The organism is Clostridium sp. FS41 (assembly GCF_000954015.1).
Classification (GTDB): Bacteria; Bacillota; Clostridia; order Lachnospirales; family Lachnospiraceae; genus Enterocloster; species Enterocloster citroniae.
Map to the genome: position 1 here is coordinate 233,204 of NZ_JYHN01000056.1, position 17,711 is coordinate 250,914.

General features: G+C 51.5%; 16 protein-coding genes. 2 read left to right on the forward strand and 14 right to left on the reverse strand.

What is annotated here, in order from left to right; all coding sequences use genetic code 11:
• Positions 1 to 165: 165 nt before the first annotated feature.
• Positions 166 to 780 (forward strand): CDP-alcohol phosphatidyltransferase family protein, encoded by a 615-nt coding sequence (locus CLFS41_RS11530; RefSeq protein ID WP_040417158.1) that lies wholly within the window; start codon positions 166 to 168, stop codon positions 778 to 780.
• 57 nt (positions 781 to 837) lie between these two features.
• Positions 838 to 1,719: a phosphatidylserine decarboxylase gene (locus tag CLFS41_RS11535; protein ID WP_045092355.1), complete on the forward strand. Its 882-nt coding sequence runs from the start codon at positions 838 to 840 to the stop codon at positions 1,717 to 1,719.
• Positions 1,720 to 1,832: 113 nt separating this feature from the next.
• Here the strand turns inward: CLFS41_RS11535 and CLFS41_RS11540 are convergent, their stop codons facing one another.
• From CLFS41_RS11540 to mtaB, 14 genes are all read right to left on the reverse strand, one after another.
• Entirely contained in the window at positions 1,833 to 3,221 is a 1,389-nt protein-coding gene (locus CLFS41_RS11540) for a glycine--tRNA ligase (RefSeq protein ID WP_007867527.1), read from the reverse strand.
• Between the two features lie 37 nt (positions 3,222 to 3,258).
• The gene (locus CLFS41_RS11545) at positions 3,259 to 3,912 is read right to left on the reverse strand and encodes a hypothetical protein (protein ID WP_007867531.1); all 654 of its coding nucleotides are present in this window, start codon (positions 3,910 to 3,912) and stop codon (positions 3,259 to 3,261) included.
• A gap of 158 nt (positions 3,913 to 4,070) precedes the next feature.
• Positions 4,071 to 4,721 (reverse strand): DNA repair protein RecO, encoded by a 651-nt coding sequence (recO, locus tag CLFS41_RS11550; RefSeq protein ID WP_045092356.1) that lies wholly within the window; start codon positions 4,719 to 4,721, stop codon positions 4,071 to 4,073.
• 101 nt (positions 4,722 to 4,822) lie between these two features.
• The gene (era, locus tag CLFS41_RS11555; protein ID WP_007867538.1) at positions 4,823 to 5,734 is read right to left on the reverse strand and encodes a GTPase Era; all 912 of its coding nucleotides are present in this window, start codon (positions 5,732 to 5,734) and stop codon (positions 4,823 to 4,825) included.
• A 13-nt stretch (positions 5,735 to 5,747) separates the two neighbouring features.
• A complete protein-coding gene (locus CLFS41_RS11560) occupies positions 5,748 to 8,717 on the reverse strand; it encodes an insulinase family protein (protein WP_045092357.1) in 2,970 nt (989 codons plus the stop codon).
• Between the two features lie 129 nt (positions 8,718 to 8,846).
• The gene (locus CLFS41_RS11565; RefSeq protein WP_007867562.1) at positions 8,847 to 9,674 is read right to left on the reverse strand and encodes a YdcF family protein; all 828 of its coding nucleotides are present in this window, start codon (positions 9,672 to 9,674) and stop codon (positions 8,847 to 8,849) included.
• 25 nt (positions 9,675 to 9,699) lie between these two features.
• Positions 9,700 to 10,938, reverse strand: coding sequence for a U32 family peptidase (locus CLFS41_RS11570; protein WP_007867564.1), 1,239 nt, complete (start codon positions 10,936 to 10,938; stop codon positions 9,700 to 9,702).
• A 58-nt stretch (positions 10,939 to 10,996) separates the two neighbouring features.
• Positions 10,997 to 11,644 carry an O-methyltransferase gene (locus tag CLFS41_RS11575; RefSeq protein ID WP_045092358.1) on the reverse strand — a complete coding sequence of 216 codons (648 nt, stop codon included), beginning with the start codon at positions 11,642 to 11,644 and terminating at the stop codon, positions 10,997 to 10,999.
• A gap of 5 nt (positions 11,645 to 11,649) precedes the next feature.
• Positions 11,650 to 12,390: an endolytic transglycosylase MltG gene (locus CLFS41_RS11580; protein ID WP_045092359.1), complete on the reverse strand. Its 741-nt coding sequence runs from the start codon at positions 12,388 to 12,390 to the stop codon at positions 11,650 to 11,652.
• Between the two features lie 94 nt (positions 12,391 to 12,484).
• Positions 12,485 to 14,188, reverse strand: a complete 1,704-nt coding sequence (locus tag CLFS41_RS11585; RefSeq protein ID WP_195415373.1) for a ribonuclease J — start codon at positions 14,186 to 14,188, stop codon at positions 12,485 to 12,487.
• Between the two features lie 560 nt (positions 14,189 to 14,748).
• On the reverse strand, positions 14,749 to 15,048 hold the full coding sequence (locus CLFS41_RS11590; RefSeq protein ID WP_007867576.1) for a DUF1292 domain-containing protein: 300 nt from the start codon (positions 15,046 to 15,048) through the stop codon (positions 14,749 to 14,751).
• Entirely contained in the window at positions 15,038 to 15,484 is a 447-nt protein-coding gene (ruvX, locus tag CLFS41_RS11595; RefSeq protein ID WP_007867581.1) for a Holliday junction resolvase RuvX, read from the reverse strand. The genes CLFS41_RS11590 and ruvX overlap by 11 nt, the downstream gene beginning before the upstream one ends.
• Positions 15,485 to 15,841: 357 nt before the next feature.
• On the reverse strand, positions 15,842 to 16,102 hold the full coding sequence (locus CLFS41_RS11600; RefSeq protein ID WP_007867583.1) for an IreB family regulatory phosphoprotein: 261 nt from the start codon (positions 16,100 to 16,102) through the stop codon (positions 15,842 to 15,844).
• 164 nt (positions 16,103 to 16,266) lie between these two features.
• Positions 16,267 to 17,622, reverse strand: coding sequence for a tRNA (N(6)-L-threonylcarbamoyladenosine(37)-C(2))-methylthiotransferase MtaB (gene mtaB, locus CLFS41_RS11605; protein ID WP_045092360.1), 1,356 nt, complete (start codon positions 17,620 to 17,622; stop codon positions 16,267 to 16,269).
• Positions 17,623 to 17,711 lie beyond the last annotated feature (89 nt).

Genomic DNA, 17,711 nt, shown 5'->3' on the forward strand with positions numbered 1-17,711 from the left:
GCTATTGCTAGTATATCACATTTACTTATAATCGTTTATAAAACTATTATAAATTTTATTAATAACTCACCTGTTTTCCTTGTTTCCTCTGTGATTTCTGATATAATAGTACTATTGCCCATGAAACAGAAGGGCGAAAAAGCAGTAATGATTGGGGTTTATGATATGATTGGTTTTTACAGTTACACCGTGGTTTTGACATACATGGGGCTGGCAAGCGCTGCCTTGGGAATGATTCTTACGGTCCAGGGATTTGCCAAATACGCATTGTTCTGCCTGGCTTTTTCCGGCCTGTGCGACATGTTTGACGGCAAAGTGGCCCGCACCAAGCCCAACCGCACGGAGGATGAGAAACGCTTCGGTATCCAGATCGACTCCCTGTGCGATGTTGTCTGTTTTGGGGCTTTTCCCATGATCCTATGTTATTCCATGGGCATGAGGGGAATCGCCGGAGTCTGTATCCTGGTCTTTTATCTCACTGCCGGAGTCATACGGCTGGCATTTTTTAATGTGATGGAGGAGCACCGCCAGGACGAGACAGACGAGGCCCGCAAGTATTATCAGGGGCTTCCCATTACATCCATCTCCATTATCCTTCCGCTGTTCTGTACCCTAAGGCCCTTGCTTGGACACCGGTTCCTGTCGGAACTGCACATCTGTATCCTGACCGTGGGTCTACTGTTCATCATCAATTTCCAGCTGCGGAAACCGGGATGGAAACTGCTTTCATTTTTCATTGCCCTGGTTGCGGTGGCGCTGGCTAAGATTTACTTTTTTTAGGGGAGTCTTTCTATGATTCCCCTGTCTTTATATCAATCAAAAGAAAGGTGTGGTTCAATGAAATACGCAGACAGGTCCGGACATATCCATGGGAGGGAAAACACTCAGGATAAGCTGCTCAGGACTCTTTACAACAGCCTTCCGGGGCGCCTGATCCTTAAGCCCCTGGTCCATCCCTGCATATCCAGAATCGGAGGATATTTCCTGGATTCCCCCTTATCCACTTTCTTGATCAGGCCTTTTGTCCGATCCTCCGGCATTTCCCTGAGAGGCTGTGAAACTCCGGCCGGTGGAGCATACCGGTCCTTTAATGCCTTTTTTACCCGTTCCCTGAAGGAGACGGCCAGACCCTTCAGCCAGGACCCGGACATACTCTGCAGTCCCTGTGACGGACTGGTCAGCGCATATCCCATCAGCCGAAAGCAGCATTTGTCCATCAAACATACGGATTATACGGTGTCCCAGCTTCTAAGGGATGATAAGCTGGCATCCCGCTATATGGGCGGCACTGCCCTGGTTTTTCGTCTCACCGTATCCGATTATCACCGCTACGCCTATATTGACAGCGGTCTGCGCTCCTCCTACCGGAGGATACCCGGCGTGCTGCACACAGTAAATCCGGCAGCAGCCGTATGCCGGCCTGTGTACAAAGAGAATACAAGGGAATATTCCCTGCTCAGATCCCGTGGATTCGGAACCGTACTGATGATGGAGGTGGGAGCCATGATGGTGGGAAAGATTGTAAACCATCACAAGGCATATACCAGACTGGATGTGTTCCGCGGTCAGGAAAAGGGGTATTTTGCCTTTGGCGGATCCACTGTGATCCTGCTGTTTGAACCAGGACAGGCCACCGTTGACAAGGATATTCTGCGCAATACCGCCCTGGATATCGAAACCAAGGTAAAGATGGGTGAAGCCATTGGAAGACGCCCCTGATCCCCTGCGGATGCTTACCGCAGCTATATTTACAAAAACTATATTTACAGCAAATAAGGCCGCACATCCCATGAGAATTTCAGGATGTGCGGCCTTTATCCGGCTATTTTTATTTAAAACATAAACTTATCAGCAAAGTAATCCTTCAGTCCCTGGATGGGGATTCTTACCTGCTCCATGGTATCCCTGTCACGTACTGTCACTGCATGGTCTTCCTCGGAGTCAAAATCATAGGTCACACAGAAGGGGGTGCCGATCTCATCCTGTCTTCTGTATCTCTTACCGATATTGCCCCTGTCGTCAAACTCACAGTTAAAGTATTTGGAGAGTTCGCCATATACCTTCTCCGCCCCTTCGTTCAGCTTTTTGGAAAGAGGCAGCACCCCTACCTTTACAGGCGCAATGGCCGGATGGAAATGAAGCACGGTCCTCACATCACCCTCGCCAATCTCCTCCTCGTCATAGGCTGCGCACAGGAATGCCAAAGTCACACGGTCAGCGCCCAGGGACGGTTCGATCACATATGGGATGTACTTTTCTTTGCTCTCATCATCAAAGTAGGACATATCCTGTCCGGATACATTCTGGTGTTGTGTCAGGTCATAGTCGGTCCTGTCCGCAATTCCCCACAGCTCTCCCCAGCCAAATGGGAACAGGAACTCCAGGTCAGTGGTCGCCTTGCTGTAAAAGGAGAGCTCCTCCTTCTCATGATCCCTTGCACGCATCTCCTCATCCTTGATGCCCAGGGCCTTCAGCCAGTCGATGCAGTACTGCTTCCAATAAGCAAACCATTCCAGGTCCGTATCGGGCTTGCAGAAGAACTCCAGCTCCATCTGTTCAAACTCCCTTGTACGGAAGGTAAAGTTACCCGGCGCGATCTCGTTGCGGAAGGACTTTCCGATCTGGGCAATACCAAAGGGAACCTTTTTCCTGGAGGTTCTCTGAACATTCTTAAAGTTTACAAAAATACCCTGGGCCGTCTCAGGACGAAGGTAAACCGTGCTCTTAGCATCCTCGGTCACGCCCTGGAATGTCTTAAACATCAGGTTAAACTGGCGGATCTCGGTAAAGTCATGGGCGCCGCAGCTTGGACAGCAGATATTGTTGTCATCAATGTACTGCTTCATCTGCTCCTGTGACCATGCATCCACGGAACCCTCCATCTGTATGCCGTGCTCATCGTTAAAGTCCTCGATCAGCTTGTCGGCGCGGAACCGTTCCTTACATTTCTTACAGTCCATCAGGGGATCGGAGAAACTGCCCAGATGTCCGCTGGCAACCCAGGTCTGAGGATTCATCAAAATGGCGCAGTCCACGCCTACATTGTAGGGGCTCTCCATTACAAATTTCTGCCACCAGGCCTTTTTAACATTGTTCTTAAGCTCTACACCAAGGTTACCGTAGTCCCAGGTATTGGCAAGGCCGCCGTAAATCTCAGAACCGGGATATACAAAGCCCCTGTTCTTTGCAAGCGCCACGATCTTCTCCATTGTCTTTTCCATATCCGTATCCTCTCTTTTATCTTCTTTAAATTAAATACTAATTAATAACAATAAAGCTGGTGCCTTCCTCCGGTGTCTTCACCGTGCTGGAATCCCTCAGCTCACAGCCCTCGCTGACATACATAATCTTTTTCTCTGCCTTGATGATCCCCGGGCCCTCTGCTTTTACCACGATTCTCTGCCCGTCAGACAGAACCGCGGCGGAATCCGCCGCCTTGCCCTTTTCATCCAGAAAGGAGACTCCCTCCATCTGCTGGCCCATCACCGCGGCCCTTCCTGACTCCAGGGCGCTGAAGGTCACATTGTAATCACCGATCTCCTGTGCAAACTCCACCAGGCGGTTTGCTGCATCATATTCCGTCACGGAATAGGCTTTTCCGCTCTCCAGGCTGACTGACACCAATGCCACGGGAAGCTTTTGTTCCCCCTCTGAATTTCTGGACGATGCCGCCTTTCCCAGGGAGCTGTTGTAATCACTGATCCGCTGCTCCAGGAATGCGGTCATTTCCTCCTCGGTGTAATCGCCTGCCTCATAGGTTTCCACAGACTGCCACCGGACGCTGCCGTCCTTTTCTATCATAACGCTGTTCTCCGTGGGTTTTGCCCCGCCCGATGAGCCCAGTCCGGCACAGCCGGTCATAAGGACTGCCGCGGTCACAAGAGTCAGCAACCTGTATCCGATTTTTTTCATACCCGTTCCTTTCGTGATCAAACATCTTAAGGACTGTTCCATGGATTTGTACCTTTCGTCCCTTTTGCCGGGACATTTCCCAAATACATCCAGGGGAGCCGATCCTACCCGGATATTATATCCTTAACATCCTATAATTTCAAGCCTTAACATGGATTTTATGTTGTGAGCATATCTAAAATCTCCAGGGACTTAAACTCATGATGCACATAATATCTTCTGCTTTTGTCCACCGCCCCATCAAATTCCCTCATCACATCTTCCTTTAAGACGAATTTATACAGGGCCTCCGCCGGGGAGCAGACCACATACTCCCATGCATAATTGCAGGATTCCGAAACAGGGGAGGGAGGCGTTTCCGTATACTCTCCATTGATGACCATGGTTTTCAGTTCAAAGATCCGCCTCACCAGGCGGTTGGGTATGGCTGGTTTTAAGAGGGCCCTCAGGGACTGGTACAGCAGTTTGAGCATTTCCGTCCCATCCATATTTTCCTGGGAAAAATAATCTGCCATTTCCAGAAAATAGGAGCCGTAGCAGGTGCACTCCATATCCATGGACAGTTCATCAAAATAGTTGGTGATCTGTGCCGACTGCAGGTTATAGGCCGATCTCCCTTCATACATGGAAAAGGTGCCAAAGGAAAAAGGCCTGCTGGCAGCCATCAGGGCATTACCAGGCTTCCTGGCGCCATGGGAAAAGGCGGTGATCCGCCCCCGCTCCCTTGTCAGCAATACCAGTCTCCTGTCATAATCCCCGGAAGGGGCTGATATGAGAACCATTCCAGTCAGTGTCACTGTTTCTCTCATTTCAGTATCCCTCCCTCCTGCAGTACCATCAGACCTTACTTCCATCTAACCCTTATTATACGTGGTATCTCCCATACATTCGTTGTAAATACAACATATCATTACACATCTTTGCCGTCATAGCCATAGTTCTTCATATACAGATCGCTGTCACGCCATTCTTTCCTTACCTTGACCCACAGCTGCAGGTTGACCTGCGTATCCATCATATGCTCGATGTCCTTCCTGGCCTCGGTTCCAATGCGCTTTAACATGCTTCCGCCTTTGCCAATGATGATCCCCTTGTGGGAATCCCTTTCACACACAATGCTGGCATCAATGTCAATGATGCCGTTGGGGCGTTCCTTCATCTTCTCAATGGTCACCGCAATGCCGTGAGGGATCTCATCGCTCAGCAGGCGCAGCGCTTTTTCCCGGATCAGCTCAGAAGCGATCTGGCGCATGGGCTGGTCGGTCACCGTATCCTCATCATAGAACTGGGGACCATAGGGAAGATATTTGAAGATCAGTTCAGTAAGCAGGTCCGTGTTCTTATCCTTCAGCGCGGACAGGGGCACGATCTCCGCAAACCGGCACACGTCCTTGTAAGCCGCCATAAAGGTAAGGATCTCGTCCTGCTGCTTTACCGTATCGATCTTGTTGATGACCAGGATCACAGGCGTTCTGGTCTTGTTCAGCTGCTCGGCTATATGGCGTTCCCCCGCACCGATAAAGGTGGTGGGCTCCACCAGCCACAGGACCACGTCCACGTCCTTCAGGGTGTGCTCCGCCACATTGACCATATATTCACCCAGTTTATTCTTTGCTTTATGGATTCCGGGGGTATCCAGGAAAATGATCTGTCCCCGCTCATCCGTATAAACCGTCTGTATCCTGTTCCTGGTGGTCTGGGGCTTATCAGACGTAATGGCGATCTTCTGGCCAATGAGATGGTTCATCAAGGTGGATTTTCCCACATTCGGCCGTCCTACCAGGGCTACAAAGCCGGATTTCTTCTGTGTATTTTCTTCCATTTATCTCTCCTTATCAATGGTACAGGTTCTTAATCTCCCCAAACATATCCCGGTCCGCCTTAATCTGCTCGTCATTTCCGATCACACACAGGGCGCCTGTATTGAGGACTGCCCGGACAATATCTGCCAGATTCCTGATATCCTCCTGGGTCACGTTCAGTATCTCATCCCTTTCCTGCTGTATCATATCCATGGTCACGCCGGAAAGGTAGGCTGACAGGTTCCTGTTTCCCTTAAGGGATGGTGTCAGCGGTGTATCCACATCGCTGATGGTTCCAATTACATATTTAGTCATATCCCGCTCATCGATGGAAAATCCCTCCAGATATTCAGGAATTCCCTCATAGATCTGGTTTGTGTTGGCAATATTGGGATCCCTGTAAGATACCAGATAGCCATCCCCGGATCTTCCAAAGCCGCTCATACAGCCATACGCACCGCCTTTTACACGCAGGTTCATCCACAGGTATTCGTAGTTCAGGATAACCTTCAGCACTCTCAGGGCACCTGTGTACACAAGTTCCTTTCCATCCGCCTTTTTACCTGCAAAAGAACCGCATCTGGCCACATAGTTCACCTGGGACGCTGTTTTGTAACCTTCATTCCTGTTCCCCTTTTCAAAGGTGAACCTGTACTGCTTGCCCCTTCCTGCCGGCAGGCTGGCCTTAAAGGTCTTGAGCTCCACAGGCAGATGACCATACCCTTCCTCGTCAGCCGTATATGACACAAGTATATTGTCGGAAGTAAACAGCAGTCTCACCGTATCCTTAAGCTTTCCGATCAGCGCCTGCCTGTATTCCGGCTCCTCGCTGTATCTGCGGCTTACATACTCCAAAAACTGATAATATCCAATTCCGCCTATGATATCGTTAAATGCCGCGGATGCGCTGTAATAGGAAGAAGCCCTTCCAACCGCAGCACCGTGGGAGGAATCCTCCATCTTCATCCTGGCCCTGGAACGGGTCTCATCCAGGATCTCTCCCAGACGCTTTTCATCCTCCAGCCTGGACCGGGTCAGCATCTCGGTCAGCATGGAGAAAGCAAATCCCAGCTTATCATAGAATACCTTGGCGCCTGCCACAAACGCACCTGTAAATTCTCCCGGTCTGGTCACATCCGGATAAGAACTCACGGCAAAATTAATGCCTCCGCTGCCCAGATAGATTTCACTGGACAGGTCGCTGTAAGTGTAATTCTCAGTATCCACATAGCCCAGCACGGATTTAAGAAGCCCCACATAGGGAAGGTCATCCACCGGAACCCTGTCTGTGTTAAACAGCACCTTCAGATATCCTATACCTGACGTAAACATGCTGCTGTGGACCACCCTTACGCCGTCCTCCATCTTAAGCTGGTAGGAAAGGTCCGCGCTTTTCCTGTCAATGTCTTCCCTCTGAAGCATGGGGATCTTTTCCAGATCTTCCTGGGACGAGGTCTCCTCCTGGTAATCCTTTAACGCCTTTGTCTGAGCCACAAGCCTAGCGATCTCCTCACTGCCCAGAGAGGCTTTGTACGCTGCCAGACGCTCCGCCAGCTTCCTGTCCTCCTGGGCGGTCTGGTTCACCCTGGGGCTCACAATGACCACTGCCTCGTGGGGATTATCCAGCAGATAGGTGCGGATCAGCTGCTCAAAATACCCCTCATCCACTGCTTTATTTAAAAATTCAAAGGTTTTCTGGTATTCCAGATGCACCAGCGGATCCCCGCCGTACAGCCAGCTGTCCATTGCACCCAGGCCATACATCAGCCCCTTGGGCGCGGAGCCGTAATCCGCTTCTCTGGACCGGAACTCATAATAGTTCAACCCTGCCTTCAGGCTCTTTCTGTCAATCCCCTGGTCGGCCAGTTTGCGCAGGGTTCCCTTTACAACGGAAAGGAATTCACCCTTCTGTTCCCTGTTTGCATTTTTTGCAATCACGGTAAAATAAGGCTGGAGGATGCCGCTGTCATATCCTCCCAGGATATCCTGCCCGATTCCCGCATCGATCAGCGCCTGCTTTAAGGGAGCGCCCGGCACATTGATCAGGGTGTATTCCAAAATATTAAATGCAATGTACAGCACGGGATCCAGGCTGGTTCCCACCACTGTGTTCACGGAAAGGTAGGTCCTGTCGGCAGTTCCCTCCTCCTCTGTGACGGAATAGGTGATTTCCCTTTCCACCGGGCCTTCAAATGCCTTTTGCAGGGGAATGGAGGAGTCCGCATGGCAGTCCTTCCTGTCATAGCCGCTGAGATATTCCCGGTCCAGCCACTCAAGCTTTTCCGCCATATCCATATCGCCGTACAGATAGATGTAGCTGTTGGCCGGATGATAATAGTTTTTATGGAATTCAATGAACTGCTCATAGGTCAGATCCGGGATCACGGAGGGATCCCCTCCAGATTCATGGGCATAGGTACTGTCCGGGAACAGAACATTCCTTGTAAACCGGTCCAGCACGCTTTCCGGTGAGGAAAATGCCCCCTTCATCTCATTGTACACAACCCCGTTAATGGTCAGCTCATCCTCAGGGGACTGCATTTCATAGTGCCAGCCCTCCTGCAGGAAGATCTTAGGTTCCCTGTAGATGGCCGGGTGGAGTACACCGTCCAGATACACATCCATCAGGTTCTGGAAATCCTTTTCATTGCAGCTGGCCACCGGATATACGGTTTTATCCGGATAGGTCATGGCATTTAAAAATGTGTTCAGCGATCCCTTGACCAGCTCCACAAACGGGTCCTTTACCGGAAACTTCTCAGATCCCTCCAGTACACTGTGTTCCAGAATATGGGGAAGACCGGTGCTGTCCTCAGGCGGCGTGCGGAATCCAATGCAGAATACTTTGTTATCATCCTCATTTGAAAGCAAAAACAGCTTTGCGCCGCTTTTCTCATGTTCCAGGACCATTGCCCCGGAATCTGTTTCCTCCACAAACTTTTCTTCCACCACACGGTAGGCATCCAGCGCCTTAACCGCTTCCAGCTTCCTTTCATCTGCCATAGATTCACTCTCTCCATTCTATAGATTCAATCTGTCTCACCTTATAGTCTGCCATGGTTGCTTCGACTTATACCATTTATTATGACTCGCCGCCATAAGAGGCGGGAGTCTCAATCCCGTGGCAATGGATCACATATTTCCCATCAGCCGGTCCTTGACAATGGAAGCGCACTCCCTCACACACAGGTGGATGAACAGCACCGGGTCCGAATCCGCGGAAATACCGTATACATTGTCAAATCCCCATTTTTCAGCAGTCATCCTGGCCCGGTAGATATGGAAATTACTAGTAAGTACCCCAATCTCCAACGGCCGGTCCGGCGCCACTGCATAGGGCACGGATGTGGTTTTCTGCCGAAGGGGCACCAGCACCTTCTGGTTCTTTTTCCTGTGCTGCTCTATAACCACCTTGCTGTACGCAATATTCTCCACCGTACTCTCGGAACGGTCCTCGATCAGCAGCTGTTCCGGCCTGACGCCGTTGTACACCAGGTACTGGTACATAACCTCCGCCTCGCTGGTGCTCTCCCCGGGCCCTTTGCCTCCTGACAGCACCAGGATCGTATCCGGATTGTCCTCCGCGTATTCCATGGCCTTATCCAGGCGCTTTCGCAGGGAATTGCTGACCGTGCGCTCCTTTACCCTGGCCCCCAGCACGATCACGTAGTCCAGGTTGCTCTTGGCAGAGGTGGCTGCGCCCAAAAACACAAGCACACACAGCATTGCCAGTACCGCAACCCCTGCCACGCATGTGGTGACCACGGAAACCGGCACCCATCCGGGGATCCGGTCCAGGTTCCTGGCGTAATACCATTTCCCGTATACCAGGAACAGAAGCAGGGCCGCAAAGAACAGCCATATGAAGGCAAAGGAAGTGCCGATGCCCGCATATACCACGATCACCACAAAATAGGCAGCACACAAAACCGCAAGCCCAATGAGTATTCCATCTATCATCCGCAGGCACCTCCTGTCTGCAAAACTAAGCGCTTTCCTCTTTTTTGCGTAAAATGTCGTAGACCTCCAGATCAGCATCCATCCCCAGGTCGATCCAGAGGACCTGTTTCGGATGTGGCGCGCTGTCCTGGGCATTGCCCTCTTCATCCTCCATGCCGGCTACGGTCAACTCCAGGTTGCGGCCGTCCGGCTTCATCACTTCTATGGTATCGCCTACACAAAATTTATTCTTCTGCTGGATCAGGCACCGTCCCCGGCCGTCCACTTCCAGAACGGTTCCCAGATATGCATAATTCTTCACATAGGTATTATTGTCATAAATCTGGGCATCCTCAGTGGGCTTGCCAAAGTAAAATCCCGTGGTAAACTCCCTGTAGGTGCATTTTCCGATCTCCTGCCTGTACCACTCCATGTGATCCCTGTACAGCTGGGGATCCTTTTTATAATCATCAATTGCCTTCCTGTAGGTTCTGGCCACGGTTGCCACATACAGGGCCGTCTTCATCCTGCCCTCTATCTTAAAGCTGTCAATTCCCGCATCCATCATCTCCGGGATATGGCCGATCATGCACAGATCCTTGGAATTAAAAATGTACGTACCACGCTCATTTTCATAGACCGGCATATATTCGCCGGGCCTGGTTTCCTCCACAATGGAATATTTCCACCGGCAGGGATGGGTGCAGGCGCCCTGGTTGGCGTCCCTGCCCACAAAGAAGTTGCTCAGCAGGCAGCGCCCTGAATAGGAAATGCACATAGCCCCATGGATAAAGCTCTCGATCTCCATATCCTCGGGAATATGCTCCCGGATCTCCCGGATCTCGTCCAGGGACAGTTCCCTGGCAGTCACCACCCGCCTGGCGCCCAGCTTGTGCCAGAACAGATAAGTGCCGTAGTTGGTATTGTTGGCCTGGGTGCTGATATGGATCTCCATGCCGGGCAGCACCTTTTTCGCAACGGCAAATACACCCGGATCTGAAATGATCAGGGCATCCGGGCCTATTTCCTTTAATTCTTCAAAATAAGCCTCCACCCCCGGCAGGTCCCCGTTGTGGGCCAGAATATTAGCCGTCACGTAGACTTTGACCCCGCGCGCATGGGCAAAGGCAATTCCTTCCTTCATATCGTTTCTGGAAAAATTATGGGCCTTGGCCCGAAGGCCGAAGGCCTCTCCTCCAATATATACGGCATCCGCACCGAAAATAACCGCTGTTTTCAGCACATCCAGGCTTCCTGCCGGAATCAGCAATTCTGTCTCTCTCATCTTCACCTCTCCTTAGAGTGTGTTTCAATCCGCCTTGACGGATTGGCGCCAGCGCCCGTTATTTTATCCTTGTACTGATGGTGACTCCATCTCCAATGGGAATAACGGCTGTCTCAAACTCCTCCATATGCTTTAATGTGTGGAGGTATTCCCGCATCCTGCTGTGGATGGTCCTGTTCCTGCGCTGCACCGCAAACCGTGACTCCACGATATCGCCGTCCTGGAGCACATTATCCGAAATAAGGACTCCCCCCGGCGGCATCAGCTTCAGCAGAAGGGGCAGCCAGTGCAGATACTGGCCCTTGGCCGCATCCATGAACACCAGGTCAAACCGGCCTTCTTCCAGCTGGCCAAGGAGCTGGTCCGCATCTCCCTCCAACAGGGTGATCCGGCTTTCCTCGCCGGCCTTTTTAAAATTTTCCCTGGCCACAGGGATCCGCTTCTCATATTTCTCAATGGTAGTGATATGGCATGCCCGGGGCATGGTCTGGCACATCAGCAGGGCCGAATACCCAACCGCTGTACCGATCTCCAGAATCTGTGACGGCTTCAGTGCCGCCACCAGAGTCCGTAGCAGGGACGCGGTCTCCCTTCTGATAATGGGGACACGGCCATCCAGCGCCGCCTTTTCTATGGTATCCAACAACACTCCCTGGCTGGATTCCAGGGAGTGCAGGTAATCTGTTATCCTGTCATTAACAATCATGTGGTCTATTCCTCAGCAGCATCCTCAATCCATCCGCCTTCCATCTCCTGGTCTTCACCTTCATAGGATTCCTGGTTAGCCATGCTGTCCCGGGCTTCCTCCCCAAGACTCATGGCACGGCCTTCTGCATTCCCGTCCGGGGCTGTCTCGCCGCCCTGGGCCGCTGCTCCGTCCAAAGCTCCGCTGCTCTGGGCGGTATCGCCCTGTCCGGCTGAAGCCGCAGCTGTTCCTCCCTGAGACGATCCTTCCGTTCCCTCCGGTATGCTTCTTCCCGAAGGGGCATCGGATTCTCCCGCTGCCGCCGGCGTTGTCTGGGCAGCCGTCTTTGCCTTGGCATTGCCAGACTGGGCAGGTGACACATCCTCTGTCTCCGGCTTTTCATTGAGCAGCTGAAGGATCTCCTTGGATGTCATGGATGTATTCAGTGTATAGGTACCAGGGTAAACCGTGTCGTAATCGTAAAATTTACTCTGGAAAATAAATGCAAATTCACTTTTGATAAGGCCTTTATGGGCCAGATACTCCGCGGCTTGAGACACGGTCTCGTCCTCGCTGATCTGTACCACCACATCCGTGCCCGGTGCATCCTCCACCGCCTCAGCAAAAAATATCTCATGCCCAAAGGCATATCCTCTGGCCACTGCCTCGTAGAGAAGCAATATGATCAGGGCATATACAATGAGCTTTACCGATATGCTGATAATGGTGGTTGTGATTTTGTTGATTTCCCTTGTTCTATTACTCATAATCCATTCCTCTGTCACTGCCGCGGACAGTGCTGACGCCCAGACCGCCGCAGTGCAAATCCTGCTGCCCGCCGGACGGCAGCCCCATGAGGGGCTACACTTCCATAATGATCGGCAGGATCACCGGATTGCGCTTCATACGTTTCCACAAAAAGTCACTTAAGCTGTCTTTGATAATGTTCTTTATCTTTCCCCAGTCATTCACGTGACGGTCCAGACAGTCCTCCACCGCATCGGCCACAACCGTGTGCGCCTCCTCCAGCAGATCCTCTGATTCCCGTACATACACAAAGCCCCTGGACACAATGTCCGGCCCTGCAAGAAGCTGGTTGCTGTGCTTCTCCAATGTGAGTACCACTACAATAATACCATTCTGAGCCAGGTTTTGTCTATCCCGCAATACAATATTGCCAACATCACCCACTCCAAGGCCATCCACCAGGATGCCTCCGCAGGTCACATGGTCGATCACCTCACAGGTGTTTCCGTCCAGTGCCACCACATCGCCGGAGTTGACCAGCACGGCGTTTTCCTTTGCAACGCCCATGAACTCGGCCAGTTCCTTCTGTGCAATGCGATGACGGTATTCACCGTGGACCGGAATGGCAAATTTAGGATGGATCAGTGAGTAGATAAGTTTTAAATCTTCCTGGCAGGCATGTCCGGAAACATGGGTATCCTGGTTGATGATCTGAGCGCCCTTCATGGACAGCTCATTGACCACATTGGACACTGCCTTTTCATTGCCCGGTATGGGTGTGGAACTTAAAACCACCACATCACGCGGGGTGATGGAAACCTTTTTGTGGATACCTGACGCCATACGTGAAAGGGCTGCCATGGATTCTCCCTGGCTTCCCGTGGTGATCAGCACCGTGGATTCAGGCGGATAGTTGCGCAGATGCTCAATATCGATCAGCGTTCCCTCCGGCACATTGATATAGCCCAGCTGGCTGGCGATCTCCATCACCGTCACCATACTCCGGCCCTCCACAACCACCTTGCGCCCATACTTGTATGCCGTATTCACCACCTGCTGCACGCGGTCCACATTGGACGCAAAGGTGGCAACGATAATGCGCTGGTTCTTGTGTTCTGAAAATATGGTGTCAAAGGTCTTGCCAACGGTCCGCTCGGACATGGTAAATCCGGGTCTTGTGGCATTGGTACTGTCCGCAAGCAGAGCCAGCACACCTTTTTTTCCCAGTTCCGCAAAGCGCTGCAGGTCAATGGGATCACCGAACACCGGCGTGTAGTCGATCTTAAAGTCGCCCGTGTGGAGTACAATACCCACCGGTGAGAAGATAGCCAGCGCGGAGGCGTCCTGGATACTGTGGTTGGTCTTTATAAACTCCACCCTGAAACATCCCAGGTTCACGGACTGTCCATGCTTTACCACCTTGCGTTTTGTGTTTTTCATCAGGCGGTGTTCCTCCAGCTTATGCTCAATCAGCGCTATGGTCAGCCTGGTGCCGTACACAGGCACGTTGATCTGCTGCAGGATATATGGAAGCGCACCGATATGGTCCTCGTGTCCATGGGTGATCACGAATCCCTTTACCTTGTCGATGTTCTGCTTCAGATATGAAACATCCGGTATCACCAGGTCAATGCCCAGCATATCGTCCCCCGGAAACGCAAGTCCGCAGTCCACGATGATGATACTGTCCTCATATTCAAAGGCAGTGATATTCATTCCGATCTGCTCCAAACCGCCCAGAGGAATGATCTTCAGTTTTCCCTTGCCGTCCTTTTTTCCTTCCTTGGAAGAATGCTTTGCAGGAGCCAGCACCTTCAGGTCCTTTGAGGCAGATGCTGCCTTGGGCTGTGACTGCTGCTGTTTCTGCTGGGATGCCGATTTGGACTGGGCTCCCTGCTTGGGCTGGGACACCGTTTTGGACTGGGACGCCTGCTTGGACTGAGACGCCTGTCTGCCCTGCCCGGCCGGTTTGCTCTGTTTGTTCTGAGCCGTCTGTCTGGCCGGTGCCGCCTTTGTGGTCTGGGTGTTCTTCTGCTCCCCGCGTCCGGCATTCTGCCCCTGGCTCTTACCGGTACCGGATGATTTCTTCCTGGATGCTTCTGCGGTCTGGCTTCCCGGCTCCTTGGAAGCGGTCTTTCTCTGTGCCGGCCTCCTGTTCTGAGGCTTCTTAGCCGCCTGCTCCGGCGCTGCAGCCAATGCTTCTGTCTGCACGTTGGCCGTCTGCATGTCCGCTGCACGGGTCTCCGTTACAGCCGCCTGCGCGCCGGCTGTCTGTACATTGGCTTCCTGTACGTTTGCCTCCTGTACATTTGCCGTCTGTGCGCCCACCTCTGCCATATTCTCTTTTTCTTCTAAATTCAAATTGATTCCTCCAATCTCTATTTCTCAAGCTCCACATCTGCATCGCTTAACAGTTCTTCAAACACACCCATGAGGCCGTCCAGTTCGCGGTCATCTTCCACAAACTCATACACGGCATCTGCGTCCTCCTGCCCGGAAACATCCTTTAGAATGTAGCACTCTCCGTCCTGATCTTCCGGCGCATCTGTTACAAGCAGATAGTTAACTGCATTGATTCTTGTCTCTTCTAATACATAAAAATCCACGGACTCGCCTGAATCCGTTACCATTGTGATCATGTCCTCCACGGACTGGTTATCTCTTGTCTTATCTTTCATTCCTATCTCCCAAACCACTTAACAAACTGTCCAGATATCCCTGCAGTATCATGGCTGCCGCAATCTGATCCACACTTTCTTTCCTGTGTTCCCTGCGCACGCCGCTCTCAATCAAAACCCGTTCTGCCGCCACTGTGGTGAGACGCTCGTCCCACAAAACAACAGGCAGTCCGGTTCTGCGTTCCAGGGCTTCTTTAAACGCTTCTGTCTTCACAGCCCGTTCGCCCAGCGTATTGTTCATATTCTTAGGATATCCAAGAACGATCCGTTCAATCTCATACTGGCCAATTAATGCCTCTATTCTTGCAAGGGTCTGGCGCAGCTTGTTCTCATCTTTTCGCGTGATGGTCTCCACTGTCTGCGCAGTAATACCTAAAGGATCGCACACTGCAACCCCAACTGTTTTTGAGCCAAAATCCAGACCCATAATTCTCATATTAAAATCCTCCGTTCAAATCCGGGATCACCGGCATCACCATGCCTGTCCGCAAAGGAGCAGGGCATGTAAAAATAATGCTCTAAGCACAACAAAACCAGCTGGTTATCCACCAACTGATGCATCCCATTCGTATCTTATATTACTTATAATAACCGTACATTGTCATGAAGGCCCGTTCCCGGGCCTTCTCATTCCTCGCTGTGGCGCAATCACTGTCGCACTATGGTCCCTGGCCGGACAGGGTACTGATACGCTATCCGCGGCCAAATTCCCGGAGTCCTGCTCCGGAACATAAAATTCACAGGGTATCCGCACCCCGACCTGCCAGCAGCAAATGCAATGGAAAACTCCAGCTTACCGCAAACGGGCATCAATATAGACAGCCATCAGTTCTTCCAGAATCTCATCCCGTTCCACTTTCATAATAAGACTTCTGGCGCCCTTATGGCTGGTAATATAAGTCGGGTCCCCAGACATGATATAACCCACGATCTGATTCACAGGGTTATATCCTTTCTCGGTCAAGGCAATATACACCTGCTCCAGCACATCACTAACTTCCATCTTCTTGTCCTGAACAGCCTGAAAATATTGAGTTTCTCTTATATTGCCCATGTCATCACGTCCTTTAAGTATTCTTCTCTATTCTACATTATATTTTCATATTCGGCAATAGATAATTTTCTTAATTTTTTCTAATTATTGTCATATATTTGTAAAATTGCACACAATTTTTCCGTCAACCCGGGAATATGCGCCAATTTTCTAGAATATTCCTTTTATGGAAATGCAACCTGCAGCAGGTCATTTCCCAAAAGCCCCACTGCCTTCAGGGTATGGATCGTCCCTTGAAGCCCGTCCCCTTCCGGCCCGTTCACCGCAAGGGCGGCTTTTACATACTGAGGTGTGTGTCCCACCATATACATGTTCCCTTCCACCTCCACCATTTCCTCAAAAAGCACGGATACCTGCCCGCCTATAAACCATTCCCTGTACTCCTTTGACATGGCTGCCTCCAGATCAAGGAGCACATCGCTGCGGGCCGCCTTAACAGGCTCCGGGACCTGATCCGGCATGTCCGCGGCCCTGGTGCCTCCGCGTCTGGAGTATTTAAATACATGCATTTCAAAAAAATGCACCTGCTCCAGGAACTCCCTGGTGGCTGTAAATTCCTCCTGCGTTTCTCCCGGAAATCCCACGATCACATCCGTTGTAATGGCAGGATGGTCAAAACAGCTTCTCAGGATATTGCACCGCTCCATGTAATCCTGGGCGGTATAATGACGGTTCATCCGTTTCAGCGTCTCGCTGCAGCCGCTCTGCAGGGACAGATGGAAATGGGGGCAAAACTTGGAAAGCCCGGCCAGTATTCCGGCAAATTCCACAGTGATGATCCTTGGCTCCAGGGAACCCAGCCGGATCCGCTCCAGGCCGGGGATCTCATGGATCCTTAGGATCAGGTCCAAAAGGGCTGTGTGGTCCCAATCTCCTCCCTGTACCGGGCCGTCCGACAGGTGTTCGATGCCGTAGGAACTGAGATGGATCCCTGTGAGCACCACTTCCTTATAGCCCTGGGCCACCAGTCCCTTCACTTCCTCCACTACATCCTCCGGATTCCGGCTTCTCACCCTGCCTCTGGCATAGGGAATGATACAGTAGCTGCAAAACTGGTTGCATCCGTCCTGCACCTTGATAAACGCCCTGCTGTGGCCGGAGATCCTGCTCACCCGCATGGACTCATACTCATTGGTATGGTCGATATCCAGGACATGGGCTTTGGAATCCTCCCGCCCTTCCAGGTATCCGTCCAGGATCCGGGCCAGCTGCGCCTTTTGATTATTTCCTATGATCACGTCCACACACCCGTCCTTTTCCAGGATGTCGGCCGCCACCTGGACATAGCATCCGGCTGCCACCACCACGGAATCCGGGTTCATCCGTTTAGCCCGGTGAAGCATCTGTCGTGATTTTTTATCCGCTACATTTGTAACGGAACATGTATTGATGATATAGACATCGGCCTTCTGGTCAAAGGGCACGATCTCATATCCGTGCTCCTCCAGCTGCTGCTGCATGGCCTCCGCCTCATAAGCATTTACTTTGCATCCCAGGTTATGAAGGGCTGCTTTCGGCATGTTAAAACCTCCTTTTAAATCCGGCTGTGAGTTCCGTTTTTTACCCATAGCTGAACTGTAACCAAATTACCAGTTTGTTACTAAATTTT